The following is a 24103-nucleotide window of genomic DNA, read 5'->3' as shown; positions in this document are numbered from 1 at the left end:
AATATAAGTGATTATAACTGAGTATTTAAAAACCATCCTAAAATCAGACATTAGCATGTCTTTTTTGTAACCTCGCTCAAGTTTTCGTAAAAACTTTTAACTTAAAATGCAGCGCTAAAAAAGGGAGAGGTTCCAGCGCTGCTAAACGTCATTAAAAGTCGTATCTAATACCGACTGTGAAAATATTGTCGTCTTCTAAATCAATAACGGGACCTGTATTTTCAACCCGATATTCACCTTCATATTTAGCGTAATGAGCAAATACCATTGTCGACTTCGCGAAGCGGTAGTCAGCACCAATTACAAACGAACTAATATCGACATCAGTAGCACGGTTATATTCACTTGAAGAGGCCGCACTATTTTTAAAATACTTACCGAAACCAGCTTCATCTTTGCCAATTTCAGCTTTTAGATTAACGCCATTGAGATTATAAATGGCGCTAAGGAAGTAAGAGTTACCTTCTTTATAACTGTAAGCTTGGCTTTGAGTATTTTGGAATAATCCACCTAATTTCACGTTGCCAAATTTAACCTGCGCCACGCCTCGATAAGCGTCTACGCCGCCAATAGTGTTATATGCTGCTGCGAGGTAATAAGCCTGCTTTTTGAGTTTCTTGTCACCTGCGATAAGACTTATTGCATACTGTTGCTCGTTATAATCAGTCCGAGCACCGTTTTCATCATATTCAGCATAATTATCATCCATTAAATAAGTTGCATTAAAAGTAATTAAATCGGCGACTTTTGGTGAGTAATAAGTTATTCCATCAGCTTTACGAACTTGGCCTGCAATCATACGGTTATATGCTGCGTTGGTTAGTGCAAATGCTTCTGCAGTGCCTTTGGAGGTTTTCATGACCGTATCGTTTCGGCCAACTAACACTGTACCTAGATTTGTTTTTAAACCTAAATAGGTATTTCTTGGTTTGAATAAGTCATCATTACCTTCATTTGTTGCTGCGTTAACTTGTAACTCGACGCGATAAAGTAACTCAATATCATTAGCAATTGTTTCACTGCCATGAACGCCTAATCTAGAAAAATTATTTTCAAGCACAGTGCCAGATTTTCCATTCTGCGTTGTTGCACCGTTATCCGATTCTGTCAGTGCCATTTCTAAACGGCCATAAAATTGTGGAGAATCAGCCAGTGCTGCTGATGAGTTTGCAGATAACATTGTTAATAGTGCGAGTGATAATGTCGTTTTTTTCATGTTCAATCCCATGTTATATAAATAAATTTTATATAAGTCTTATTTTTTAAACGTTATGACTTAGTTAATTAGTGAATTAAATTTTTATTATGTGATTCTTGTTAAGTGCCTAATCTGTTTTTTTCTTTGTATAAATAATCAAAAAGATTTTCGGACTTTGGCTTGCTAAATTTGCTGATTAATATCGTAGAGATTTCAAATTTTATTTATTTGAACGTGGGTCACAGCTGTTTATTTTTTGTTGCGGTTTAAGGAGAACTGAACAGGTTTTCATAAAAACTTAACCAAATATTAAATTTGATGAAGATCGAAGTTTTGCTACCTCTTAGTGAGTAATCTTGCTGCAACAAAAAGCGAGATATAAAAAACTCATAAAGGAACGACACATGAAACTTAAATACTTAGCTTCGGCAGTAGCAGTGATGATGCTTACGTCTGGTAGTGCAATTGCAAAAAATGATTTAGCCTCTTTTCATACTGAAATGGGTGATTGTCAAACTTGCCACGTCACTGGAAAAATGAAAGACATTAAGAAATCAATGACGGATAGCCAGACTCATGAAAATGCACAATGTCAGGACTGCCATGGTAGCTATGCTGATTTAGTCAATGACAAGTTAGAGTTTGATCCTCATGCATCTCATCTTGGCGACATTAACTGTACGTCTTGTCACACTGGGCACGCTAAACCTGAACTAACTTGTAATAACTGCCATAACTTTGAAATCGAAATGCCATTTGCCGATGCTAAAGAGAAGAAAAAGTGGGATGGCGATTGGAACCAAGACAAAATCCAAAAAGCCATTGATAAAGGCCCAGTAGAAACGGTTGATGTGATTGTTGTTGGCGGCGGTTCTGCTGGATTTAACGCTGCAATTTCAGCCAAAATGGCAGGCGCGAATGTCGTATTGTTTGAAAAAGCACCTTATACAGGGGGGAACTCAATGTTAGCAGCTGGTGGTATCAATGCTGTCGGTACTCCTCAACAAAAAGCGAAAGGCATCGAAGATTCTGTTGATTGGTATGCAGAAGATGCAATGAAAGGTGGTCGCTATAAAAACGACCCTAAACTGGTACAAATCTTAGCTGAAGAGTCTGCTGGTGCCGTTGCTTGGCTTGAGTCTTTAGGTGCAAATATGGATGACTTAAAACGTTCTGGAGGCGCACGTGTTGAACGTACTCATCGTCCTTCAGGTGGTGCATCTGTTGGCCCACATATTATTGATACTTTACGCGTTGCAGCAAAAGAGCGTGATATTCCTGTACGTGTGAACTCTCGTATAGAAAAAATTGTGTTAAATGACGATAAATCAGTCGCTGGGGTTGTAGTTCATGGCCGTCATTCTGGTTATAACATGGTCGCTGCGGATTCTGTTGTGTTAGCAACGGGTGGTTACGGTATGAACAAACAAATGGTGGCTTACTATCGTCCAACCATGAAAGACATGACCAGCTCAAACAACGTGACCGCAACGGGTGACGGTGTATTACTGGCTAAAGAAATTGGCGCATCGATGACTGACATTGACTGGGTTCAGGCGCATCCTACCATTGGTAAAGATAGCCGTATTCTTATCTCAGAAACCGTGCGTGGTGTGGGCGCTATTATGGTGAATACAGATGGACAACGCTTTATCAGTGAATTAACAACTCGCGACCGTGCATCTGATGCGATTTTGAAACAAAAAGATCAGTATGCTTGGTTGGTATTTGACGAGCAGTTAGTTGAGAAAAAGAAAATGGTGCGTGGTTACGAGCATTTAGGAATGCTAAGTAAAGCAAATACCATTGAAGAACTTGCGAAAATAACAGGTATGAAAGATTTACCTAAAACAGCAGCTGATTACAACAAGTATCAAGCGAGTGGTAAAGACGAGGCTTTTGGTCGTGAAGATATGCCAATTAACTTAACTAAAGCACCGTTTTACGCTGTTAAAGTTGCACCTGGTATCCATCACACTATGGGTGGCGTTGCGGTCGATACTGATGCAAACGTGCTTAACTTGCAAAGCTGGAAAATGGATGGTTTATTTGCTGCTGGTGAGGTGACAGGTGGTTTACACGGCCATAACCGTTTAGGCGGAAACGCTATTGCTGAAACTGTGGTATTTGGACGTAAAGCTGGCGAAAATGCAGCTAAACACGCACTTGAAAAGAAATAGCAATTAACTCGATTCGTCATCCCTAAATCCCCACAAGGCCAAGTCTCATCAGCTTGGCCTTTTTATATAAGAGCGTAAACTTGAGTGTCAGCGGCTAATGACTTCTATTATTGTTTCAGAAAGTGTTTTGTAATTTGTTTGTTTTTAAGTTAACTGCGTTATACAAGTAGGTGTAAATGAGTATAATAATTTTAAGGTAATTGACTACCTTGATAAGATTATAATCGATTAAATGGAATGAAGTACGATATGGATATTAACTATTTAGCAATGCTATTGATGGCTTTGCAACCTTTCATTGTTTATTACACTGTCTATAAACCAAACGAAAAATCAAAGTCTGATAATGAGTTTCATCAATCCTTTATTACCATTCCTCCCAGTTTTTCATTCTTTTATTTTGAGCAATTTGGTTATGCGTTTGCCATATTAACTGTTGTGGCGCTGTTAGGTATCGCACTTAGTCAAATCATACGTAAAACGGCAGGTAACGCTGTAGAAGTAAAAAGTCTGCTTGTTTTTGGTACAGCTTGGTTTTGTAACTTTGGTATCGGATACACAATAATAAGTTTTTTTTCTGGTGCTTCAGATACTTCAAACTCTTCGGAAGTCGCAACGCCTTTATTGTCTCTAGATAGCGTATTTAGCGCACTAGGTGTTTCGCTATGCATGTTTATCGGGGTCATCATTTGGACCTTGAGTCGAGCGTTAGAAGTATATAAAACCAATGAAACTGAATTTTCAGATTTGTTGATCATGCCTTTTGCGGCATTAGGTGGGTTTAGTCCTGTATTCGGTGACTATTTTATTATCAGTTTACTACTCAACTTTTGTTTTATATTTGCTGTGTCTAAAGTGTCGATAGAAGCTCATAACGATCCTTCAATGGGGGGCGTTGGTTTTTTCTATATGTATTTATTTATGATGGGAGCGGGTGGGTGTGTGCTCGTTAAACTAGGGATGTTTATTAGCCAGTTATTTTAAAAAAAAATCAGCCTCATTTGAGGCTGATTTTTTAATTGTCAGCATTAGGTTAAACCCTGCTGGTATTTAACATTCTCTCGACGTTAAATTATAAGCTGATGACATCAAACGTTACGTTAGGGTTTACGTCTGCATCATAATCAATACCGTCTATACCGAAGCCGAACAGTTTCAAGAACTCTTCTTTATATTCGTTATAATCTGTTAATTCAGCTAAATTTTCAGTGGTTACATCAGCCCATAAGTCGCGGCAATGTTTTTGAATCTCTTCGCGTAATTCCCAATCATCAAGACGTAAGCGATTACTGTCATCTGTTGCTGCAGCTTGCCCGTCTTCACGGAATAAGCGTTCGCTAAACATACGATAAATTTGATCCATACAGCCTTCATGCACACCTTCTTCACGCATCTTTTTAAAGACCATGGCAATATAAAGCGGCATGACAGGAATTGCAGAACTTGCTTGAGTCACGACACTTTTAAGTACTGCAACATTAGCAGAACCGCCAGTCGCAGATAACTTTGTATTCAGTGCATGTGCAGCTCTATCTAAATCCATTTTGGCTTTACCCAATGCACCGTGCCAGTATATAGGCCATGTGATTTCAGTGCCGATATAGCTGTAAGCAACTGTTTTACAATTATCGGTTAATACACCAGCTTCGCTAAGTGCATTCATCCATAATTCCCAGTCTTCTCCACCCATTACCGTAACGGTGTCGGCAATTTCTTGCTCAGTAGCTGGCTCTACAGATGTTTCAATAATGGTGTTTTTATTGGTGTCTACAGCCGTTGCTGTATAAGTCTCACCAATTGGTTTAAGGCTTGAACGGATGACTTCGCCAGTATCAGGTAGTTTACGAACTGGTGATGCCAGTGAATAAACGACCATATCAATTTGGCCTAAGTCTTGTTTGATAAGCTCAATGACTTTTTGCTTAGCTTCGTGACTGAACGCATCACAGTTAATGCTTTTTGAATACAGGCCTTCAGCTTTAGCAAATTTATCGAAATAAGCTGAATTATACCAACCAGCTGTACCTGGTTTCGTTTCGGTGCTTGGTTTTTCAAAGAATACACCGATGGTGGCTGCGTCACTACCAAAAGCTGAGGCAATACGTGATGATAAGCCATAACCACTTGAAGAACCGACAACTAATACTTTTTTAGGGCCGTTGGCAATTTTACCTTTGGCTTTGGTTAGTTCAATTTGTTCTTTGACGTTTGCTTCACACCCTAGTGGGTGAGTTGTGGTGCAAATAAAGCCGCGTGTTTTTGGTTTAATAATCATAATTTTTCTTTTTCCTTTAACATTGGCCTTAGGATAAATAGTTAGCCATCGAAATGGCACTTATTTTTAGTAAAAAAGCCAAAATAACTCAGTGGTTGGAGCAGTTTATCGCTTTGCGGTTAACTGAGCTTGCTCAGCAATGAGTCTTCGAGTGTATTCTTCTTGCGGGTTTTCAAATAATTCTGCAGTGGTATTTTTTTCAATCAATACCCCTTTATTGAGCACCATCACCTTGTCGCTAAAGTGTCGGACGACATTGAGGTTGTGAGTCACGAAAATATAAGATAACCCCATCTCTTTTTGTAGCTTTAACAGCAGGTTTAAAATTTGCGAACGCACCGATAAATCGAGTGAGGTTAATGCTTCATCAGCAATAATAATTTTAGGATTAAGCATTAATGCCCTAGCAACTGCAACCCGCTGTTTTTGTCCTTCCGATACCATATGAGGGTAAAAACTGGCGTGCTCTGGCAATAAACCGACTTTTCGTAACGTATCGACGACCTGAGCGATTCGTTCTGCTCTTGGCATTGCCGTATTAAATCTAAGTGGTTCTTCAAGTAGCTCACCAATGGTCAACCTCGGGTTGAGTGATGTATTAGGGTCTTGAAAAATCATTCGAATCAATCTACAACGCTGTTTTAAGTTTTTAGCTTCTAGCGCTTCGCCTTCAAACTCTATGGTTCCGCCAGAACGTGATTCTGCTCCAACTAACATACGAGCCAAGGTGCTCTTACCTGAGCTGACCTCACCAACAATAGCGAGTGTTTGGCCTCGTTCTAATTCAAATGAGACAGGGGACAGCGCATGGTTGTACTGAGCTTTAAAGCGCTTGTAGCCCGTAAAATAGCGCTTACTTAGTTCGGTTACTTTAAGTAATGGCGTTGTCATCTTCTATCTCATTCTTGTATGGAAAGTGGCAGGCATAATAGCGGTCTTTTTCGTGAGTAAGACTCGGCTGTATTACACATTGGCGCTCAGCATCTGGACATCTAGGTCCGAGCCGACAACCGGCAGGTAAGTGCTGCAATGAAGGGGATGAACCTGGCATAGAAGGTAAATATGATTTGTGTTTTAACTTGCCAGTATGTTCAGGCAAGTTTTTGAATAAAGCCTTTGTATATGGATGATAAGGGGAGGTAACTAACTCAGCTACCGGCCCCGTTTCCATAATTTGACCACTATACAAAATACTGATGCGATCGCACCATTTAACTAGCGTTTCTAATTCATGGCTAACCAGTAGAATTGAAACGTTTTGCAATTGGTTAAGCTGGGACAATAAACGGAATATTTGCGCTTGAGTACTAAGCTCCATCGAGTTTGTTGGTTCGTCGGCAATTAACAAACGTGGATGATTTGCGACAGCCATTGCAATCATGACTTTTTGGCATTCACCTTCCGATAGCTCCCAAGGGTAGCTTTTCATAATACTTTTAGGGTGTTTTATCCCCACTTTATGCAGCCACTTTTGCGCCGTTAATCGCGTGTCTTTAGCACGTCGCCAAAAGGGCACCGCTTTATTGGGGGTTAACGACTCGATTAATTGACTGCCAATGGTTTTCACCGGATCTAAACTACCTGATGGGTCTTGAAATATCATCGTCATATCAGAGCCCATTAGGTTGCGGCGCTGTTTTGTCGACATTTCCATGAGGTTTTGCCCATCCCACATCATACGATCTGCAATGATGTTCCAGTTCGGACCAAGTACTCCGAGTACGGCTTTTGCTAACAAGCTTCGGCCAGAGCCAGACTCTCCAACTAAACCATGAATTTCACCAGGGTTAATGGTTAAACTGACCTTCTCAAGGACTTTGACTTTGCCCTGTGGCGTATCAAGCTCAATGGTGAGATTTCTGATATCGAGTAATGGCATAAGCTTAGTTTCTTATCGGCGCTAGTGCCGAGCGTAGTCCGTCACCCACTAAGTTGATGGATAAAACGGTAAACAAAATGGCAAGGCCTGGAATGGTGATTGTCCAAGGTGCAATGAGCAAACTGCTTAACCCTTGAAAAATCATTGAGCCCCATTCAGAGCTTGGGGCTTGTGCACCAAGATTTAAAAAGCCTAAGGCAGCAATATCAAGAATCGCCACCGATATCGCAATGGTGGTTTGTATGATCACCACTTCCCATACATTGGGCATAATGACGTACCAGAAAATTTGCAGTGAACTTGCACCATCCAATCGTGCAGCAGTGACGTATTCTTTTTGCAGTTCTTCATGAACCGCCTGGTGAATAGCTCTTACAAACTGTGGTGTTAATGCGATGCCAACAGCCCAAAAAACATTGTTTAAACCTGGGCCTGTCACTGCCACCACCAAGATTGCAAGTAGGAGTGATGGGATGGACAGTAGTGCATCAAATAGATGGCCAAGGATACTGGATTTTAATCCACGCATCATGCCTGACAAAGAGCCAATAATAAAACCCACGACTAATGCGCAGACAACAACGATAAGCGACATACCAAAAGTCAGTCGAACGCCATGTAAAATTCGACTGAATAAGTCCCTGCCTAAGTCGTCAGTGCCCAGAAAATGAGAAACATGGCCTGTTGGATCCCAAGACGGAGGTAGTAATATCGCATTTGGATTTTGCATCTCAGGCTGAAAAGGAGCCAGCAAAGGGCCAAGGACGACGAGTATCAATAAGAAAATAACAGCCCACAAACCTGCAACAGCAAAGGGGTTACTTGCGAATGAACGCCATAACTCCCTTAAGGGGGAAGTGATCTGTTCCTCTTTATAGAGGTGATTAATTGGCATACATTTCTTTCCTATTAATTGGGTTAATAGAGGTATGCACAAGTTCGATCATAATACTTAAAAAGATAATCAATAACGAAACCGATAAAATCCCAGCTTGTATCACTGTGTAATCACGCTGGTAAATACCATTGATAAGCCAAGAACCTACACCAGGCCATGAGAATATAACTTCAACAACGATACCATAGCTGGCAAATGAACCGAGCATTAACCCAAAGGCTTTCAGAACAGGAATAAGCGCATTGGGAAGGGCGTGCTTGATTAAAATACGGTAAGTATTTAACCCACGAGCCTCAGCTGCGCGGATATACGTTTGAGTCATAACAGTCATCATTGCTTGGCGAGTAATGCGAATGACGACAGTAAAGGGTAAGACTGCTAACGTCACTGCAGGTAATATGATATGTAAAAGTGCATCTTTAAAAGCAGACATACGATAGCTTTCATCTGACAATAAAATATCAATCAACATGATCCGAGTAACGGGTTCTATTTCATATAATAAATTTATCTGCCCGGAAATGGGTAACCACTCAAGCTGCACCCCAAACCATAGAGATAATGTCAAACCTAACCAGAACACAGGAATTGAATAGCCTGTAAGTGTTACGGCTAAAATACTACGTTGAATCGACTTACTTTTACTTAAAGATGCCAATACCCCTAAAGGGACGCCAAAGCAGATCGCAATGACTCCAGCAAACATAGACAGCTCAAATGAGGCGGGCAAAACGGCACTCAATTCGTCTGCGACACTTTGTTGAGAGTTGATAGATATACCGAAATTACCACTTAAGCGCTGACTTAGGTAAGCAATAAATTGACTCAGTTGGTTACCATCGAGATTATAATCTTCAGTGGCCTGAATTTGTTGCTCGGCAGTCGGGGTTTGAATACCTGTTAATGCATAACTTTTGTCTACAGGGAACATACCTGTGGCAAAAAATAGCACTGCCATCATGACTAATGAAGTGGCAAAAAATAGATTAATTCGTCGGAGTAGGTAGCGCCACATTAGCGAGTTTTCTCCTCATTAATTAACTGCACATTGGAGAAAGACATTCCCCCGTATGGGTTGACATTTTTAACCGCAACGTCGGTATTCTTAAGCAGTAGCTTTTGTGCATGAGCAAGATTTACCATAGGAACATTCTTGGTGATTAACGTTTCAGCTTGTCTATAAAGCCGTTTACGCTCTGACATCACACGTGTTTCTTTTGCTTTGGCTAATATATTATCTAGTTCTGCAGAACACCAGCGAGAACGGTTATTGTTCGATTCTAATGCGCTGCAACTTAATAGAGGGGTAAAAAAGTTATCTGGGTCAGTATTATCGGCATTCCAGCCAATCAGTACGGAATCATAATCACTGGAAATTAACTTCTGAGTAAATACACTCCAGTCATAGCTGACAATATTGACTTTAACTCCGATATTGGCAAGGTCTGCTTGAATCAACTCGGCTGTTTTTAGTGCATTAGGATTGTAAATCCGCACCACTGGCATCGCCCAAATATCAAATGTTAAGTCCGTTACTCCTGCTTCATCCAGTAAATATTTGGCTTTTTCTGGGTCAAAATCATTAGCATCTTCAATTTCTGAATAAGCCCAGGATGCTGGTGGTAAAATACCTGTCGCGGCAACAGCTGTGTCATGGTACACCACATTAAGGATATTCTGTTTATCTACAGCATGGGCTAAAGCCTGGCGAACTCTGACATCATCTAAAGGAGGCTTTTGGGTGTTAAATGCCCAAAATGCAACATTAAGCCCCGGTTTTGTACTGACCTCTAGGTGCTTATGTTTGCTTATGACTTTAAGTTCATTGGCTTTAGGCAGGGCTGAGACTTGGCAGTCTTGAGTAATAATTTTGGCTAATCTTGCTTCGCTTTTAGGAGTAATATCAAATACAAGTAAATCTATTTCTGCATTTTTTCCCCAGTAATACTGATTGCGTTTAAAGCGAATGTAATCGTTTTTGACGTATTCAGCTAAATAAAACGGCCCAGTTCCAATGGCAAAATAATCTAGATTTTCAGGTGTGCCAGCCTCGAGTTGTTGCTCAGCATATTCAGCAGATAAAATTACGGCAAAGTCCGTCGCAAGATTAGATAAAAAAGAGGCATCTTTATAGGCAAGGTGAAAGATGACTTCATGGTCATTCACTTTTTCAATGTCAGTCACTAAGGTTGTAAAGTCGATACTTTGGAAAAAAGGATAACCGGTACGACTGACGAGATGGTAGGGATGTTCAATATTGATGATTCGCTCAAAAGAGAAAATGACATCATCCGCATTCATGTTGCGAGACGGGTTAAACAGTTCATTATATTGAAACTGTACGTTTTCACGTAAAGTGAAGTGATAACGTAACCCATCTTCTGATACGCGCCAGTCAGTGGCAAGAGATGGGATGTAATCAGAAGAGTCATTGTTGTATTCAATTAGGCGGTTATATAGCTGATGTGAACTTGCATCAATCGTCGTGCCTGATGTAATTAGTTGCGGGTTAAATGTTTCTGGATTTCCTTCTGAGCAATAAACTATCCCTGACGGAACATTAAGCTCACCACAAGCTGTGACTAAAAAAGATAGTACACAGAGAAATGCTAATGGATTCCAGCGTTCTGTATTTACACGCATTTTTTCATCATTTTATTTAGACTATAAGTGTCTATTTTAGCAGTGTTAATAACTTGGGAGCAAATATCATATTAAGCCTTCTCCAACAGATTATATTTTTTTAATATCCCACGTAGTTGATGATAGCTTAAGCCTAGTAACTCAGCTGTTTTCTTTTGATTAAATTGGCTTTCAGAAAGAGCACTTTTTAATAATTCAACTTCGTAGTTTTCTGTGTGTTCCTTAAAATTAATCGGGAAGGTTACTTTATTGTCTGCAGCATTTTTGTTTGAAGTACTAGGCTCCACATTAGTATCTTGTTCAGATGATGTTGATGCATCATCAATCATATTTGGCTTAGCGACAGGTTCTTGCTGACGTTCTCGTGTTCTAACACGTTTTGTCGGGCGGTAAGGGGAAGCAAATGGATCTAAAATAATATGGTCAATTTCATCCCCTTCTGAGCCACGACGATAAACGCTTCGCTCGACCACGTTTTTAAGCTCGCGAATATTACCTGGCCATCGGTGACTCATTAGTTGTTCAATAGCCACAGGACTAAAACCACCAAAAAAGTCTAAATCTAGTTGTCTTGCCATACTGACAGCAAAATATTCCGCTAACGGCATAATATCTTCTGTACGACAGCGAAGCGGAGGTAAGGTAATGACGTCAAACGCCAGTCTATCGAGTAAATCTGCGCGAAACTCACCATTTTCTGCCAAGGTTGGTAAATCTTCATTTGCAGCACAAATTAAACGAACATTGGTTTGTACCGTTTTACTGCCACCAACACGTTCAAATTCACCATACTCAATTACACGTAATAGCTTTTCTTGAATAAGACCAGAGGTATTAGCAAGCTCATCTAAAAATAACGTACCATCATCCGCACGTTCAAATCGGCCTTCATGTTTTCCTTTAGCCCCAGTAAAAGCACCAGATTCATGGCCAAACAACTCACTCTCTAATAAAGATTCACTTAAAGAAGAACAGTTTAGTTTAATGAACTCTTGATCCCAGCGCGCAGATAGGTAATGTAATCGCTCGGCAATTAACTCTTTACCTGTACCACGTTCACCGATGATTAATACGGGTTTAGAAAGTGGGGCAACTTTAGACACGTGTTCTAAAACTTCTAACAAAGCATTAGATTGTCCGATAAGATTGTCTTGCTCAAATTGTCTAGTCACTGTAATTTTTAGTCTAATACGCTAACAAGTGGTGAAAATCATAATAGTTGGCTAACGCACTAAAATAAAGAAAAAGTTAATTTTTTGGTTATATCATTGAAATATAATGTTTTTGTAAAGTTGGCACAGGTTGTGAATAATAAACTTCGACACTAACAAAATATTTGAGGGAAACATTATGGGAATCTTCTCACGCTTTGCAGATATCATTAATTCAAACATCAGCGCTTTATTAGATAAAGCAGAAGATCCAGAAAAAATGGTACGCCTGATTATTCAGGAAATGGAAGACACGCTGGTAGAGGTTCGTTCAACGTCTGCAAAAGTATTAGCAGAAAAGAAAGAATTACTCCGCCGTATCAGCCGAGTACAAGAACAAGTTATCGACTGGCAAGCAAAAGCAGAACTTGCTTTATCTAAAGATAGAGAAGACCTTGCTAAAGCGGCACTGGTTGAGAAACAAAAAACAGTGACCATGCTAGAAACACTTGAAATGGAGCTTCAAGTAGTTGAAGAGCATATTGCCCGTCTTAAGCAAGAAGTTGAACAACTTCAAGAGAAGCTTAATGATGCAAGAGCGCGTCAAAAAACGATTATTATGCGCAAGCAAACTGCCTCTTCACGCCTAGAAGTGAAAAAGCAGCTTGATTCAAGCAAAATTGACGATGCGATGGCGAAGTTTGAAAACTACGAGCGCCGTGTAGAAGGCTTAGAGTCACAAGTAGAAGCTTATGACCTAGGTAAAAAAGGTAATCTGGCTGATGAATTCGCAGCATTAGAAGCTGAAGACTCTGTTAATGAAGAGCTTGAAGCGTTAAAAGCGAAAGTTAAAGCAAAGTCAGCGCCTAAATCAAAAACTAAATCAGACAAGTAAACTTTTTTCAGAGGTGAGTTATGGATATGGATCTTCTTATTGCCCCAATTATCATTTTTTTAGTAATTGTGGCACCTATCTGGTTGGTTCTTCATTATCGCAGTAAGCGACAAGTGAGCCAGGGGCTCACTGAGGCGGAGTTTACTCAACTAAATGATTTAATTGCCCAAGCAGATAAAATGGGCCAGCGAATCGAAACATTGGAAGCTATTTTAGATACAGAAGCACCAGAATGGAGGGGAAAAGATGAGCAAAGCTAACGGTCGTACTTTATACCGTATTCCCAAAACTGGTAAGGTTTCAGGTGTATGTGCAGGGATTGCCGATTACTTTAACTTTGAAACCTGGTTAGTGCGTGTGTTGGCCATCTCAATATTCTTATTGGGTGGCGGAGGTCCGGTAATCGTCATATACATAGCACTATGGATGATTTTGGACATTAAACCAGAAGATACAACACATGCGAAAAACCACAAGGATATTGGAGTGAAAAAGAAGGTTTGGCAGGCTGGAGAACCCGCTAAACGAGCTTTACATGAAGTGAATAGTCAGTTTTATGCTTTAGAAATAAGACTGCAACGACTAGAACGCCATGTGACTTCTGATAATTTTGATTTAAAAAGAGAAATCAATAACTTGTAGTTTGCTGTGTCAATGTTGTTTTAGTTTAATCTAGTCGTGAGGCGCGTTTAAAAATATTGGTAATTAAGTTCATCATTATTGGCCTCGACTAATCATTCCAATGGGCGGTTTACCGCCCTTGAGTTTTTCTGCTTTTACCTTAATGTTATATTAATTCTTAACCACTTCTTGCAGCTGATGAATGCTATTTCATTGAATTTTGAGAGACAATATGAGCTTTATTGATCGTTCTATCAGTAAAATTTCTAAAAAGACCCAGCAAATTGTTCACCGAAGCACAGATAGGCATGTACGTCTCGCTGTCACGGGATTATCTGGTGCAGGTAAAACAGCGTTTATTACTGGCTTAGTCAATCAGATGTTGCATGCGGGCAGTAATGTTAAAAATAACCCATTACCTTTATGGCAAGTGTCTCGAGAAAATAGGTTGATTGGTATTAAGCGAGCAATGCAGCCTGATCTTGCGATTGCTAGTTTTGATTATCAAGGAGCGATAAATGCGCTCACGCAATCACCAGCCCAGTGGCCTGCATCAACCAGAAATATCTCCGAGCTTAGGTTAGCGATTAAATATCGCTCAAGAAAAGGGTTACTTGCTAAGTTAACCGAAACCGCCACCTTATACGTGGATATTGTTGATTATCCTGGAGAGTGGCTGCTCGATTTACCTATGCTTAAGCAATCGTATTCGCAATGGGTAGAATCACAAATTCAAGTAAAGAGTCGTTTGCAACATTCTGAACATTTTGCAGATTTTGAAGTTGCGCTCAATGCTCTAGCGCTCACCGAGACAGCTGACGAGCATAAATTAAAGCAAATTTCTGATTTATATCAAAAACTATTACTTGATTTGGTTCATCAACATGGTTTTTATCTTGCGCAGCCTGGCCGTATGTTACTGCCAGGTGAGTTTGCTGATACTCCGCTGCTGGCATTTTTCCCATTGATTAATTTAAGCTCGGATCAATTAGCGACACTTGAATCTGCTCCAGAAAACAGCTATTTCCAAGTGTTAAAAAACCGATATCAAGAGTATGTATCCGTTGTTGTAAAGCCATTTTATCGTGATTATTTTGCTAGCTTCGATCGCCAATTAGTGTTGGTGGATTGTTTTAATGGCTTAAACAGTGGTAAAGCTCAATTTAAAGATATGGGCAATGCGCTAAATAGTATTGTTGAAAGCTTTCATTTTGGTCAATCAAGCCTGCTGAAGCGGTTGTTTTCCCCTAAAATTGATAAGTTATTATTTGCTGCGAGTAAAGTGGATAGAGTGACACGTGATCAACAAGGTCATGTGCTTAACTTATTGGGTGACTTATTAAAACACAGCCAACATTTTGCCAATTATGAGGGCTGCGAAGTCGAAACTATGGCGATTAGTGCAATTAAAGCCACACAACATGGCATGGTCACAACAGCAAGTGGCGAGCAAGAAGTGGTTAGGGGATTGGATCAAGACAATAAGCTGCTAACAATATTCCCAGGTGAAGTGCCGCAAACCCTACCAGATGATAATTTTTGGCACCAGCAAGGGTTTAACTTTGTGTCATTTAATCCACCTAAAACTACTCAGTCATCAATCTCAGACCCGCGTTTTGAGCATATTCGTTTAGATCACTTGCTGCAGTTTTTACTTGGGGACAAATTACAATAATGAACCAGTCAAACGAGACGCAATCGAACACACCATTAAAAAAGCAGCAGGTTTTTAGTACTGATTCTGTTGAAGGGCAAACTGATGTTAAGCCAAGTCAATCCTTTGAAGAAGTTGAGTTTATCTGTGAAAGTGCACTGACGGAATTGGCAGAAGATATTGATATCCTTGAGGCTAAGTCATCGCCCAAGCGCTGGTCGTTACTTGCAAAGCTTTCTTTAGTCGGCATGTTAGCTATGGTGATTGTTCAAACAATTTTAGGCTTGAATAATGCGCTTACACAAAGCCCATGGCTATTTGGGTTTTATATGTCTGTTACGGGCGTTATTTGTGCGTGGGCTCTGAGCATTACGCTGTCGGAATGGCGAAAACTGACAGCACTGCGAGGGGTTGCAGATGCTCAAGAAGTCGGTGAGCGTCTGGGTCAAAGTATGCAAAGAGGTGAAGCTAAGGGGTTCATCGACCCCTTGATTCAGCAATACCCTGACTCTAAAGGTAAGCAACAATACCTTGCGATAAATTCTCAGGAACATAATGACGCTGAAATGGTCATGCTGTTTGATGACTTAGTGGTGATTGAGCGTGATGAGCAAGCAAAACAAGTCGTGAGCCGTTTTGCTGCTGAATCTGCACTGTTGCTAGCTGCAAGCCCACTTGCCGTTTTGGATATGGCAATAATATTGTGGCGTAATCAACGAATGATTAATGCAATCGCAGATATTTACGGTATCGAACTTGGCTACTGGAGCAGAATAAAACTTATCAGAAGTATCATCGTCAATATTGTGTATGCGGGTACAACAGAAGTCGTAACGGATTTAGGTACACAGCTACTATCCGTTGAAATGACCGGAAAACTCTCAGCAAGACTTGCACAAGGTTTAGGGGGGGGCTTGTTAACCGCTAGATTGGGCTATCAAGCGATGAACCTATGTCGTCCTCTTAAATTTAAAGAGTCTAACCGACCTAAGCTCGGGCAGATACATCAGCAGCTTCTGGGTGAATTGAAGCGTTTTTCGACTTCGGTTCTCAGCTCTTCGAAAGACAAAGTCGAATCAGAGCCACGTTAACGGTACAAAGATAGGGTTTAGTTGAGTAAAATTTGACCTGTTGTGAATTTTGACTACAGTTTTATGACAGTTATTTAGTTGTTACTTAAGTAGCTGCAGTGTCGATCAAGGAATTAAGGAAGCAGATCGACTTAATATAGGACAAAAGGAGTTCAATATGAAACACTCATTTTTAGTGGGCGTTGTATGCGCCTGCGCACTTTCTGTGATGTACCAATCTCCCTTACATGCAAAGCAAGTGGATAGCACTGCTAAACAGGTTGCCGCTCAACATGACACTGTTAAGCAGACTAGCTCAAAAATGGCTAAGGTTAATATCAATAAAGCCAGCGCGGCTGAATTACAGCAGTTGAAAGGGATTGGCGAATCTAAGGCAAAGGCCATTGTCGATTACCGTGCTAAAAATGGTAAGTTCAGTAATCTTAATCAATTGACTCAAGTAGCGGGTATTGGTGACAAGCTGGTGGAACAAAATGCGAAACAAATCAGTTTTTAACTCGCTTTAAAAAAGCACAAAAGTAAAAGGGAGCGTTTGCTCCCTTTTTTATCGTTAATTTATAACCAATTTAATTTGTTTGTTGTCGCTGAAAGGGCTGACTTATTGAGCGTTAAGCTGCTGACCATTAACATCCTTTGCATCATCGCCCATTAAATATAAATATACTGGCATGATGTCTTGAGCTGTTTTTAAGGTTAATGGATCTTCCCCAGGATAAGCTTTTGCTCTCATTTCTGTGCGAGTTGCACCTGGGTTAATACTATTAACACGAACATTGGTGCCTTCACACTCATGTGCTAAAACTTCCATCATGCCTTCAGTAGCAAATTTTGAAAAAGCATATGGCCCCCAATAAGCTCGCCCTTTACGGCCAACACTACTAGAAGTAAACACCAATGAAGCAGAAGGGGCAGAGCGCATAATTGGCAGTAATGCTTTAGTCATAATCACTTGAGATATAACGTTAACTTTCATCACATCTTCAAGAGACGCTAAGTCAATGTGCTCAAACGGACCTAAAGCGCCCAGTAAGCTGGCATTATGTAGTACGCCATCAAGGTGACCAAATTGTTCAGCGATGGTATCAGCCATATCTTTATAGTTTTGCTCTGTGGCTCCTTTTAAGTCTAAAGGAACGATGGCAGGTTTTGGATAACCAGCTTGTTCTATTTCATCATAAACGGCTTCTAATTTTTTGACTGTTTTACCTAGTAATATGACAGTAGCACCATGTTTTGCAAAATTAATTGCTGCAACACGACCTATCCCAGCACCAGCGCCAGTAACAAGAATTGTTTTATTTTTTAGTAAATCTTTTTTAGCTTGATATTCCAACATGGTTCAATTTTTCCTTCGGCCGCAAAAGCACGTCAAATCTAGATTCGAACAAAAGATAAACGTTCGTTTTAAACAAATGACTGATAAATGTTAACGTGTAGCACTTTCGCATGTAACAAATATGTAGCTAACTCAATAATTTTACGTTAACTTGAGATGAGTTAAGGACAAAAATATGTCCTTATGGTCATGTGTTTACGCTATTGTGACCAATTTTTGGGGAAATTAAAATTATTACAACAAGATTTGGGGAAAAAAGATGAAAAGACTCATATTGGGTGTTGCTATTGCATCTGCTCTTGGGCTCAGCGGCTGTAGTGAAGATAGTACAAATGAAGCAAAAGATTCTGTCGAGCCACTCATTCCATTCTCTCAAATGGTATTTGATCCTGCAGCAGGTGAAGTGCCATTACCAAATGACCTTTTATTTAACGGTACAACAGATGGTACGTTAGCGATTCCTGGTGAAGACGGTATTGACTATGTTGACCCAACTCTTGCCTTAGGTGCATTAGATGGTTGGTCTACAACATCTCCAATTTCAATCACAGTTGATCTTGCGACTGATAATTCAGGTGAGATGTTAACAATCGATGCAGCTTCAGTTTTCCAAGCTGGCGCTGTACGCCTATTTGAAGCAACTGTTGGTGGCGCATTATCAACTGATCCAGAGTGTACAGATGCGTTAACACTTTCAGCATGTAAGATTGGCGCAGAACTTCAGTTTGGCGTTGACTTCATCGCGCAAGCTTCAGGTAACACAATTGCCATTGTGCCGCTTAAAGCCTTAAAACCTAATCAATCATATATTTATGCAACGACGGATCTTATTCAAGATTCTGCAGGTCGTTCTATTGAGCCATCGAGTACTTATACATTACTGAAACTCGATATTGACACTAAGCCGTTAGAAACTGATGAGCAACTTTTACTTCAAGGTTTAGTGAATAGCTACGAGAAAGGGTTAGCTGCTGAACACGGTGTAGATGCTGAAACTGTTTCTTATTCAGGTTTATTCACTACGCAGTCTGTTGCAGATGTTTACGAGACAACTAAATTGTTAATGGCTTCAAGCGATCCATACAAGCCTGCATTTGTTCAGCCTCCAATGCCAATGGATAACGGATTCGGTGGTGTGGTTACTGTGGCGCAAGCGGCAGGTTTAACGGTTGAAGATGGCCTTGCTTATGTCGTTTCTGACATAGCAGAAATTTATACCGCAGTAGTTCGTATGCCTATTTACGGTGATTGTTCTTCTGCTAGTTGTACAATTCCGATTGTTGATGGTGCACCTACAGCGCCAAATGGTCGTTGGCATGCTTATGGTGATAGTCCTGTTTCAGTATTATTAGCACTTGATTCTGGCTCAATGAGTGTTGCTAACTTTAGTTCTCAAGCTGTCGCTCAAGGCGTTGATCCAGCTGCTGCGCTGCAAAATCCTGCGCTTATGGCAGGTAAAATTTGGAAGTTAGACGACGGTACTGATGCCGATCCAACTAAACATTTAACCAAGTTTAACCCTATCCCAGCGATAATGGGCTATGAAGACGTTACAGTTCAGATCACCTTACCAAATGCGGCTAAATTGGCGGCATTTAGTGCACAAGCTGGATTACCTTTTGCTGCACCGACGAATGGTTGGCCAACGGTTATGGCTTTACATGGTCTTGGTGGAACTAAGCAAATGGCATTAGCGTACGCTGGTACTTATGCTGCAGCTGGTGTTGCGACGATTGCGATTGATATGCCACTTCATGGCGATCGCTCATACGATGCAACAGGTAATGGCGTTTATGACATCTCGGCAACGAGCGAGTTGTTTGGTCCTCAGTATGCCAACGGTAACCCATTAGTTTTTGTCAATGTGGCGAGTACGCTTACTGTGCGTGATAACTTCCGTCAAGCAACCCTTGATCATTTAAGTTTACGTCTACTGTTAACAGGTATGTATACAGAAATTGCTCAAGCGGGTGGCCAGCAAGTATTTGATATCAGTAAAATCAGTGCTCAAGGCTTAAGCTTAGGTGGCATTGTAGGTACGACGTTATCAACGTACGCTTCAACTGGTTTAGTTGACCCTACAACGGGTACTGAATTACCTAATGCTTATGGTATTAATGCGGCATCATTAGTGGCACCAGCAGGTGGTCTAGCAGGTTCATTTGCTGGTTCAGCTACTTTTGGACCAGTATTATTTGATACTGTGACAGGTACTGAAGCATTCATGGAGTTAGTTGAAGAAGCTAATGAAGCGGGCTATGAGCCTGGTACACCTGAGTATGAAGCACTAGTTCAAGCCGTTTACTCTGCCTTCATTCCAACATTCGCTTTCGCAGTACAAACGGCGGTTGACTCAGCAGACCCATTAAACCATGCAGCAGCACTTGCTGATACACAATTACCTGTGCACCTTATTGAAGTCGCAGGAGATGGTGCGGGTAACTTACCTGATCAAGTATTACCTAATATGGTTGAAGGTTTCCCATTATCAGGTACTGAGCCGTTAATCTCTGGTTTAGGTCTAGGTTGTGTCAGTTCAACTAATGCAGGTTCTGGTGTTGTTCGTTTCGCTAAAGGTCATCACAGCTCGCTAGTGAGCCCTGATGAAATTGATGGCGTTACCGATGGCATGGCTGCACTAGCAACAGTTGAAATGCAATCTCAAGTTGCTGCTTTTGCCAAGACTGCAGGCTTAGGGGCTGCGACGATTCTAGTTGATAATCCTGATGTGCTTGTACCTTGTAGCTAATTAATGATATTTCATCGTTAATTGATTAAAAACCCAGCACCAGCTGGGTTTTTTATTGTCTACATGGTTTAAGTTCCTGCTAAGATAGCGCTAATAACGTTTTTCTTTATGGAGTGTATTTTGGAGTTTTTATCTGAGTACGGCATGTTTCTCGCTAAAGCCGTCACTATCGTTGTCGCCATCCTTGCAGTTGTCATTGTTGTTTTAGCTAGCAGTATGAAACAAAAAGCAGACAAAGGTGAGCTAAAGTTAACGAACATGACCGATGAGCTTAAACAGCTAGAAAAAGAGTTAAAGGAAGAACTGCTCTCTAAAAAACAATACAAGGCTTACGAAAAGCAATTAAAAGCTGACGAAAAAGCGGCTGAAAAAGATGAAACAACGCCGTCAAAGGTGTTTGTTATCGACTTTAAAGGCAGCATTGATGCTGGGGAAGTTGCTTCTTTACGTGAGGAAGTCACTGCGATTTTAACCATAGCAGAAAAAGATGACCAAGTATTAGTGAATGTCGAAAGTGGCGGTGGCATGGTCCATGGCTATGGGTTGGCATCAAGTCAGCTAGATAGATTAAAACAAGCCAATATTCCACTGACAATTTGTATTGATAAAGTGGCTGCCAGTGGTGGTTACATGATGGCATGTGTTGCAGATAAAGTTTATGCCGCTCCTTTTGCTATCGTTGGTTCTATTGGCGTTGTTGCGCAATTACCAAACTTTAGTCGTTTACTTAAAAAACATGATATCGACTATGAGCAGCATACAGCAGGTGACTTTAAACGCACATTAACTGTGTTTGGTGAGAATACAGATGAGGGTCGTGAGAAGTTTCAAGAAGAGCTTGAAGAAACCCATGTTTTATTCAAAGAGTTTGTGAGCAAATATCGCCCCGAAATGGATATTGCTAAGGTCGCAACTGGTGAGCATTGGTATGGTCAGCAAGCTATTGAGCTAGGATTAATTGATGCTATTTCTACCAGTGATGACGTTATTTTGAGTTTAGTTAAAGAGCATCAAGTTATTAAAATTAAATATCAAATGAAGAAAAAGCTCGCTGATAAAATCGCACATGGAGCGTCATTATCGGTTGATGGTGTTATTAATCGTTTGATGGAACGCGAAAGCACAATTAAATAACAAGGGTATAAATGCAACAAGAGTCAGGATATAAAGCCAATATGATGGTGGGTGACCAATGTTATCCCGCTTTTGAATTGAGAAATTTACTGAACTTTATTGAAACTCACCTCGGTGAGAGTGTTGCTAATGAAATTTACCAGCAACTGGGCTTAGGGCCATCGGAACTCAGCGCTATGCAGTTTGTTTATGTATGGCAAGTTGAGTTTGCGATGGAGCAATTACGCACTTTAAGCCCAGATCATGAAATCGGCGCTAGACTAGGGGCAAGTTACCAAGTTTCAACGCTCGATGTATTACTTCCTTTCTTTGACCAGTTCACTACCTTGGGTGAATGCTTAACGTTTGTCATTAAAAATCCCGATCTTGCTGGCAGTTTTGCCGATACACTTATACGAGTAGAAGACTCAACACTTTGGGTACGCTGGCTTAACACGGGTAAAGTCTCTGCAGATAAATTTTGTTTTCAGTTTCAACATAGCGTATGTGCGTTATTGGGTGCTGCAAGGCAACTCGTTAAAGCGTCAGTAAATATTGACGAAATTCATTTTGCCTCTGCGCCGCATGCCACAGTTTTTTTGAGCCAAATTACTGGGGCCCAAATGACGTTTGATTGTGATTTTTTTGAATGGGGGATCAATCTTGATGTGTTGAAAACGCCGCTTGATTATCAATTTGATCAACTTTCTCAAATAGCGGTACCTGATGGTATTTCTTTCATTGACGAAGTGTTAACTCATATACGAGCTTGTATGCCGACTCCCCCCAAATTAGACCCCTTTGCATCAACCATGCATATGAGTGATCGAAGCCTAAGGCGAAAGCTATCCGCTGCTGGCACGACTTATCAAAAATTAGTCGATCAAGTGAGATGCCAAGCAGCAATTAACCTTATTTTAGCTGATGAACTGCCTATTGAAGATATTGCTGAAACCCTTGGTTATGGCGATGTTAGTCATTTTAGGCAGAGTTTTAAGCATTGGTTAGGTTATCCTCCTGGACATTTTTTAAGGCTTAACCAGTTACACATGGAGTAATCCCGTTTTACTCACAAAGCCCAATGGTCGGCGACATACTATCTATCCAACGTTTGATTAACTCTGTTCCCTCGGTATGAATGATTTCTCGTCCTATTGGTGGCATCCTATCTTTTGGCGCATTTAAGCGCTGGCGATAATGAACAATTGAGCGCTCTCCATTTCCGGGAACAATATCGTAAGCCAAACCATTTGGCCCACCATCCCAGCCAGGAGGTTGCTTACATACACCGTATTCGAATGAAGTATGGTCGACGCTATAATTCAGTCTTAAACCAGAAATACTGGCAAAGCCGCCCTCGTGATGACAATGAGCACAATTGATATCTAAATAACCTTTGGCACGATTTGTTAAAGAGGCGGAACTATCATGCAAAGGGTAAGACTTATCGACTGTGTCGAGTGCCGGCATACTACTGAGTAACTCTTTTTCAACCCATAAGATTAATTGATTTTGTATACCCGTTTGTGTTGCTATTTCTCGGTTGAGTAAGTGGGCTTTAAGACCGATAGGACGAATAATACTGGTGTCCATATGTGTTGTTTGATGACAAATTTTACACTCAACTTTACTGGGGATAGCGTAGTCAAAGCTAATGGACTCACCTTGATTATTGAGGGTATGTGCCACTTTAGCGCCTGCAATAATTAATTCAGCTTTATCATTGGCCTGCCATTGGTAAGCAAGGGCAGTCCAGCCTGTTTCTCGGTGGATTAATAGTCTTGTTTCGATTAACTTTTCGTTATCTTCGCCTGTTGCTTGTGTATCAAAAGGCAAAGCGAATGTTTTAACTAACACGCTGCCTATTGGCAAATCAAAAACCTGCTCTGGCATGTAAGTTAATTGCAGGTTGTCAGGTACGAATAGGAAACGGTATTTACTGGCATAATTGGAGAATAATTCCGTTGATAATTGATATGCTATTCCAGGTTTTGTCGGTGATTGAGTGGGGATACTGGGGTCGGTAAATAAGCCGTAATCACTTAATTGAGGGCAGTCTTTAGCCATTAACGCCGCCCAATTTAGCTCAGTACTGGTTCGCAAACACACATCATTAGAATCATCTGGCTGAGCGGGAGTCGTTGGTGTTGTATCTGGGAGTGATGGGGTTGTTGAGCTGGTATCTGTGTCACTTGAGTTTGAGCCGCCACATGCAATTAATGTGAAAGCGGTCATTATGATTAACAGCTTTATGAATAATTTTTTCTGAATGAATAAAGGACAATGCGGCATCGAGAGTATCCTAGTGTTAGCGGTGGCTTGAATTGGATGTTGCTGGTTCAATGTTGCTGGTTTAATGCAGTGGGTTAATAAATTGCGGATGAAAAGAAGAGGATGAAACTCGCTCATCCTCTATAGAT

The 24103-nt window shown here is 40.7% G+C and carries 21 protein-coding genes; 11 read left to right on the top strand and 10 right to left on the bottom strand.

Going from position 1 to position 24103, the window contains the following annotated elements; translation table 11 throughout:
• Positions 1 to 151: 151 nt before the first annotated feature.
• Positions 152 to 1216, bottom strand: a complete 1065-nt coding sequence (locus J8L86_RS00455; protein WP_211028210.1) for a porin — start codon at positions 1214 to 1216, stop codon at positions 152 to 154.
• Between the two features lie 386 nt (positions 1217 to 1602).
• Between J8L86_RS00455 and J8L86_RS00450 the strand changes: the two genes are divergently transcribed.
• Together J8L86_RS00450 and J8L86_RS00445 are read left to right on the top strand one after the other, a co-directional pair.
• Positions 1603 to 3378 carry a flavocytochrome c gene (locus tag J8L86_RS00450; RefSeq protein ID WP_211028208.1) on the top strand — a complete coding sequence of 592 codons (1776 nt, stop codon included), beginning with the start codon at positions 1603 to 1605 and terminating at the stop codon, positions 3376 to 3378.
• Positions 3379 to 3627: 249 nt separating this feature from the next.
• Positions 3628 to 4362 (top strand): hypothetical protein, encoded by a 735-nt coding sequence (locus tag J8L86_RS00445; RefSeq protein ID WP_211028205.1) that lies wholly within the window; start codon positions 3628 to 3630, stop codon positions 4360 to 4362.
• A gap of 88 nt (positions 4363 to 4450) precedes the next feature.
• Here the strand turns inward: J8L86_RS00445 and fabV are convergent, their stop codons facing one another.
• The 7 genes from fabV to pspF form a co-directional block, all read right to left on the bottom strand.
• The gene (gene fabV, locus J8L86_RS00440; protein ID WP_065108371.1) at positions 4451 to 5653 is read right to left on the bottom strand and encodes an enoyl-ACP reductase FabV; all 1203 of its coding nucleotides are present in this window, start codon (positions 5651 to 5653) and stop codon (positions 4451 to 4453) included.
• 105 nt (positions 5654 to 5758) lie between these two features.
• Positions 5759 to 6544 (bottom strand): ATP-binding cassette domain-containing protein, encoded by a 786-nt coding sequence (locus J8L86_RS00435; protein WP_065108370.1) that lies wholly within the window; start codon positions 6542 to 6544, stop codon positions 5759 to 5761.
• Positions 6525 to 7532, bottom strand: coding sequence for an oligopeptide/dipeptide ABC transporter ATP-binding protein (locus J8L86_RS00430; RefSeq protein WP_211028203.1), 1008 nt, complete (start codon positions 7530 to 7532; stop codon positions 6525 to 6527). Before J8L86_RS00430 ends, J8L86_RS00435 begins: the two co-directional genes overlap by 20 nt.
• A gap of 4 nt (positions 7533 to 7536) precedes the next feature.
• Positions 7537 to 8427 (bottom strand): ABC transporter permease subunit, encoded by an 891-nt coding sequence (locus J8L86_RS00425; protein WP_065108369.1) that lies wholly within the window; start codon positions 8425 to 8427, stop codon positions 7537 to 7539.
• Positions 8417 to 9445, bottom strand: coding sequence for an ABC transporter permease (locus J8L86_RS00420; RefSeq protein ID WP_065108368.1), 1029 nt, complete (start codon positions 9443 to 9445; stop codon positions 8417 to 8419). The genes J8L86_RS00425 and J8L86_RS00420 overlap by 11 nt, the downstream gene beginning before the upstream one ends.
• Positions 9445 to 11073: an ABC transporter substrate-binding protein gene (locus J8L86_RS00415; RefSeq protein WP_065108367.1), complete on the bottom strand. Its 1629-nt coding sequence runs from the start codon at positions 11071 to 11073 to the stop codon at positions 9445 to 9447. Before J8L86_RS00415 ends, J8L86_RS00420 begins: the two co-directional genes overlap by 1 nt.
• 71 nt (positions 11074 to 11144) lie before the next feature.
• A complete protein-coding gene (gene pspF, locus J8L86_RS00410; protein WP_211028202.1) occupies positions 11145 to 12245 on the bottom strand; it encodes a phage shock protein operon transcriptional activator in 1101 nt (366 codons plus the stop codon).
• A 178-nt stretch (positions 12246 to 12423) separates the two neighbouring features.
• Here pspF and pspA point away from each other — a divergent pair, with 178 nt between their 5' ends.
• The 6 genes from pspA to J8L86_RS00380 all read left to right on the top strand — a co-directional run bounded on the left by pspA (position 12424) and on the right by J8L86_RS00380 (position 16981).
• A complete protein-coding gene (gene pspA, locus J8L86_RS00405) occupies positions 12424 to 13119 on the top strand; it encodes a phage shock protein PspA (protein WP_055023861.1) in 696 nt (231 codons plus the stop codon).
• Between the two features lie 20 nt (positions 13120 to 13139).
• Positions 13140 to 13379 carry an envelope stress response membrane protein PspB gene (pspB, locus tag J8L86_RS00400; protein WP_119968372.1) on the top strand — a complete coding sequence of 80 codons (240 nt, stop codon included), beginning with the start codon at positions 13140 to 13142 and terminating at the stop codon, positions 13377 to 13379.
• Positions 13366 to 13761, top strand: a complete 396-nt coding sequence (gene pspC / locus J8L86_RS00395; RefSeq protein WP_055023860.1) for an envelope stress response membrane protein PspC — start codon at positions 13366 to 13368, stop codon at positions 13759 to 13761. Before pspB ends, pspC begins: the two co-directional genes overlap by 14 nt.
• Before the next feature lie 211 nt (positions 13762 to 13972).
• Positions 13973 to 15415, top strand: a complete 1443-nt coding sequence (locus tag J8L86_RS00390) for a YcjX family protein (protein WP_211028199.1) — start codon at positions 13973 to 13975, stop codon at positions 15413 to 15415.
• Positions 15415 to 16485: a TIGR01620 family protein gene (locus J8L86_RS00385; RefSeq protein ID WP_065108364.1), complete on the top strand. Its 1071-nt coding sequence runs from the start codon at positions 15415 to 15417 to the stop codon at positions 16483 to 16485. The genes J8L86_RS00390 and J8L86_RS00385 overlap by 1 nt, the downstream gene beginning before the upstream one ends.
• 157 nt (positions 16486 to 16642) lie before the next feature.
• Positions 16643 to 16981, top strand: a complete 339-nt coding sequence (locus J8L86_RS00380; RefSeq protein ID WP_055023857.1) for a ComEA family DNA-binding protein — start codon at positions 16643 to 16645, stop codon at positions 16979 to 16981.
• Between the two features lie 102 nt (positions 16982 to 17083).
• On the opposite strand, the gene J8L86_RS00375 is transcribed toward J8L86_RS00380, so the two are convergent.
• Complete coding sequence (locus J8L86_RS00375) at positions 17084 to 17821, bottom strand: YciK family oxidoreductase (RefSeq protein WP_211028198.1); 738 nt, start codon at positions 17819 to 17821, stop codon at positions 17084 to 17086.
• A 259-nt stretch (positions 17822 to 18080) separates the two neighbouring features.
• Here J8L86_RS00375 and J8L86_RS00370 point away from each other — a divergent pair, with 259 nt between their 5' ends.
• The 3 genes from J8L86_RS00370 to J8L86_RS00360 all read left to right on the top strand — a co-directional run bounded on the left by J8L86_RS00370 (position 18081) and on the right by J8L86_RS00360 (position 22741).
• Positions 18081 to 20570: a VolA/Pla-1 family phospholipase gene (locus tag J8L86_RS00370; RefSeq protein WP_211028196.1), complete on the top strand. Its 2490-nt coding sequence runs from the start codon at positions 18081 to 18083 to the stop codon at positions 20568 to 20570.
• Positions 20571 to 20690: 120 nt separating this feature from the next.
• Entirely contained in the window at positions 20691 to 21704 is a 1014-nt protein-coding gene (gene sohB, locus J8L86_RS00365) for a protease SohB (RefSeq protein WP_211028194.1), read from the top strand.
• 11 nt (positions 21705 to 21715) lie between these two features.
• Entirely contained in the window at positions 21716 to 22741 is a 1026-nt protein-coding gene (locus J8L86_RS00360) for an AraC family transcriptional regulator (RefSeq protein ID WP_211028192.1), read from the top strand.
• A 7-nt stretch (positions 22742 to 22748) separates the two neighbouring features.
• Here J8L86_RS00360 and J8L86_RS00355 read toward each other — a convergent pair whose 3' ends face one another.
• A complete protein-coding gene (locus J8L86_RS00355) occupies positions 22749 to 23918 on the bottom strand; it encodes an SO2930 family diheme c-type cytochrome (protein ID WP_247663117.1) in 1170 nt (389 codons plus the stop codon).
• Between the last annotated feature and the right edge of the window lie 185 nt (positions 23919 to 24103).

The sequence above is a fragment of the Shewanella sp. MMG014 genome, assembly GCF_018100775.1.
In the GTDB taxonomy this organism is placed as follows: Bacteria; Pseudomonadota; Gammaproteobacteria; order Enterobacterales; family Shewanellaceae; genus Shewanella; species Shewanella japonica.
The sequence above is the reverse complement of the archived record's forward strand: the minus strand, read 5'-3'. Positions and strand labels throughout refer to the sequence as shown.

What these genes read in the sequence shown, in the direction of transcription:
- J8L86_RS00455 (WP_211028210.1), bottom strand. Translation starts at nt 1,216, where the DNA reads ATGAAAAAAACGACATTATCACTCGCACTATTAACAATGTTATCTGCA.
- J8L86_RS00450 (WP_211028208.1), top strand. Translation starts at nt 1,603, where the DNA reads ATGAAACTTAAATACTTAGCTTCGGCAGTAGCAGTGATGATGCTTACG.
- J8L86_RS00445 (WP_211028205.1), top strand. Translation starts at nt 3,628, where the DNA reads ATGGATATTAACTATTTAGCAATGCTATTGATGGCTTTGCAACCTTTC.
- fabV (WP_065108371.1), bottom strand. Translation starts at nt 5,653, where the DNA reads ATGATTATTAAACCAAAAACACGCGGCTTTATTTGCACCACAACTCAC.
- J8L86_RS00435 (WP_065108370.1), bottom strand. Translation starts at nt 6,544, where the DNA reads ATGACAACGCCATTACTTAAAGTAACCGAACTAAGTAAGCGCTATTTT.
- J8L86_RS00430 (WP_211028203.1), bottom strand. Translation starts at nt 7,532, where the DNA reads ATGCCATTACTCGATATCAGAAATCTCACCATTGAGCTTGATACGCCA.
- J8L86_RS00425 (WP_065108369.1), bottom strand. Translation starts at nt 8,427, where the DNA reads ATGCCAATTAATCACCTCTATAAAGAGGAACAGATCACTTCCCCCTTA.
- J8L86_RS00420 (WP_065108368.1), bottom strand. Translation starts at nt 9,445, where the DNA reads ATGTGGCGCTACCTACTCCGACGAATTAATCTATTTTTTGCCACTTCA.
- J8L86_RS00415 (WP_065108367.1), bottom strand. Translation starts at nt 11,073, where the DNA reads ATGCGTGTAAATACAGAACGCTGGAATCCATTAGCATTTCTCTGTGTA.
- pspA (WP_055023861.1), top strand. Translation starts at nt 12,424, where the DNA reads ATGGGAATCTTCTCACGCTTTGCAGATATCATTAATTCAAACATCAGC.
- pspB (WP_119968372.1), top strand. Translation starts at nt 13,140, where the DNA reads ATGGATATGGATCTTCTTATTGCCCCAATTATCATTTTTTTAGTAATT.
- pspC (WP_055023860.1), top strand. Translation starts at nt 13,366, where the DNA reads ATGAGCAAAGCTAACGGTCGTACTTTATACCGTATTCCCAAAACTGGT.
- J8L86_RS00390 (WP_211028199.1), top strand. Translation starts at nt 13,973, where the DNA reads ATGAGCTTTATTGATCGTTCTATCAGTAAAATTTCTAAAAAGACCCAG.
- J8L86_RS00385 (WP_065108364.1), top strand. Translation starts at nt 15,415, where the DNA reads ATGAACCAGTCAAACGAGACGCAATCGAACACACCATTAAAAAAGCAG.
- J8L86_RS00380 (WP_055023857.1), top strand. Translation starts at nt 16,643, where the DNA reads ATGAAACACTCATTTTTAGTGGGCGTTGTATGCGCCTGCGCACTTTCT.
- J8L86_RS00375 (WP_211028198.1), bottom strand. Translation starts at nt 17,821, where the DNA reads ATGTTGGAATATCAAGCTAAAAAAGATTTACTAAAAAATAAAACAATT.
- J8L86_RS00370 (WP_211028196.1), top strand. Translation starts at nt 18,081, where the DNA reads ATGAAAAGACTCATATTGGGTGTTGCTATTGCATCTGCTCTTGGGCTC.
- J8L86_RS00360 (WP_211028192.1), top strand. Translation starts at nt 21,716, where the DNA reads ATGCAACAAGAGTCAGGATATAAAGCCAATATGATGGTGGGTGACCAA.
- J8L86_RS00355 (WP_247663117.1), bottom strand. Translation starts at nt 23,918, where the DNA reads ATGACCGCTTTCACATTAATTGCATGTGGCGGCTCAAACTCAAGTGAC.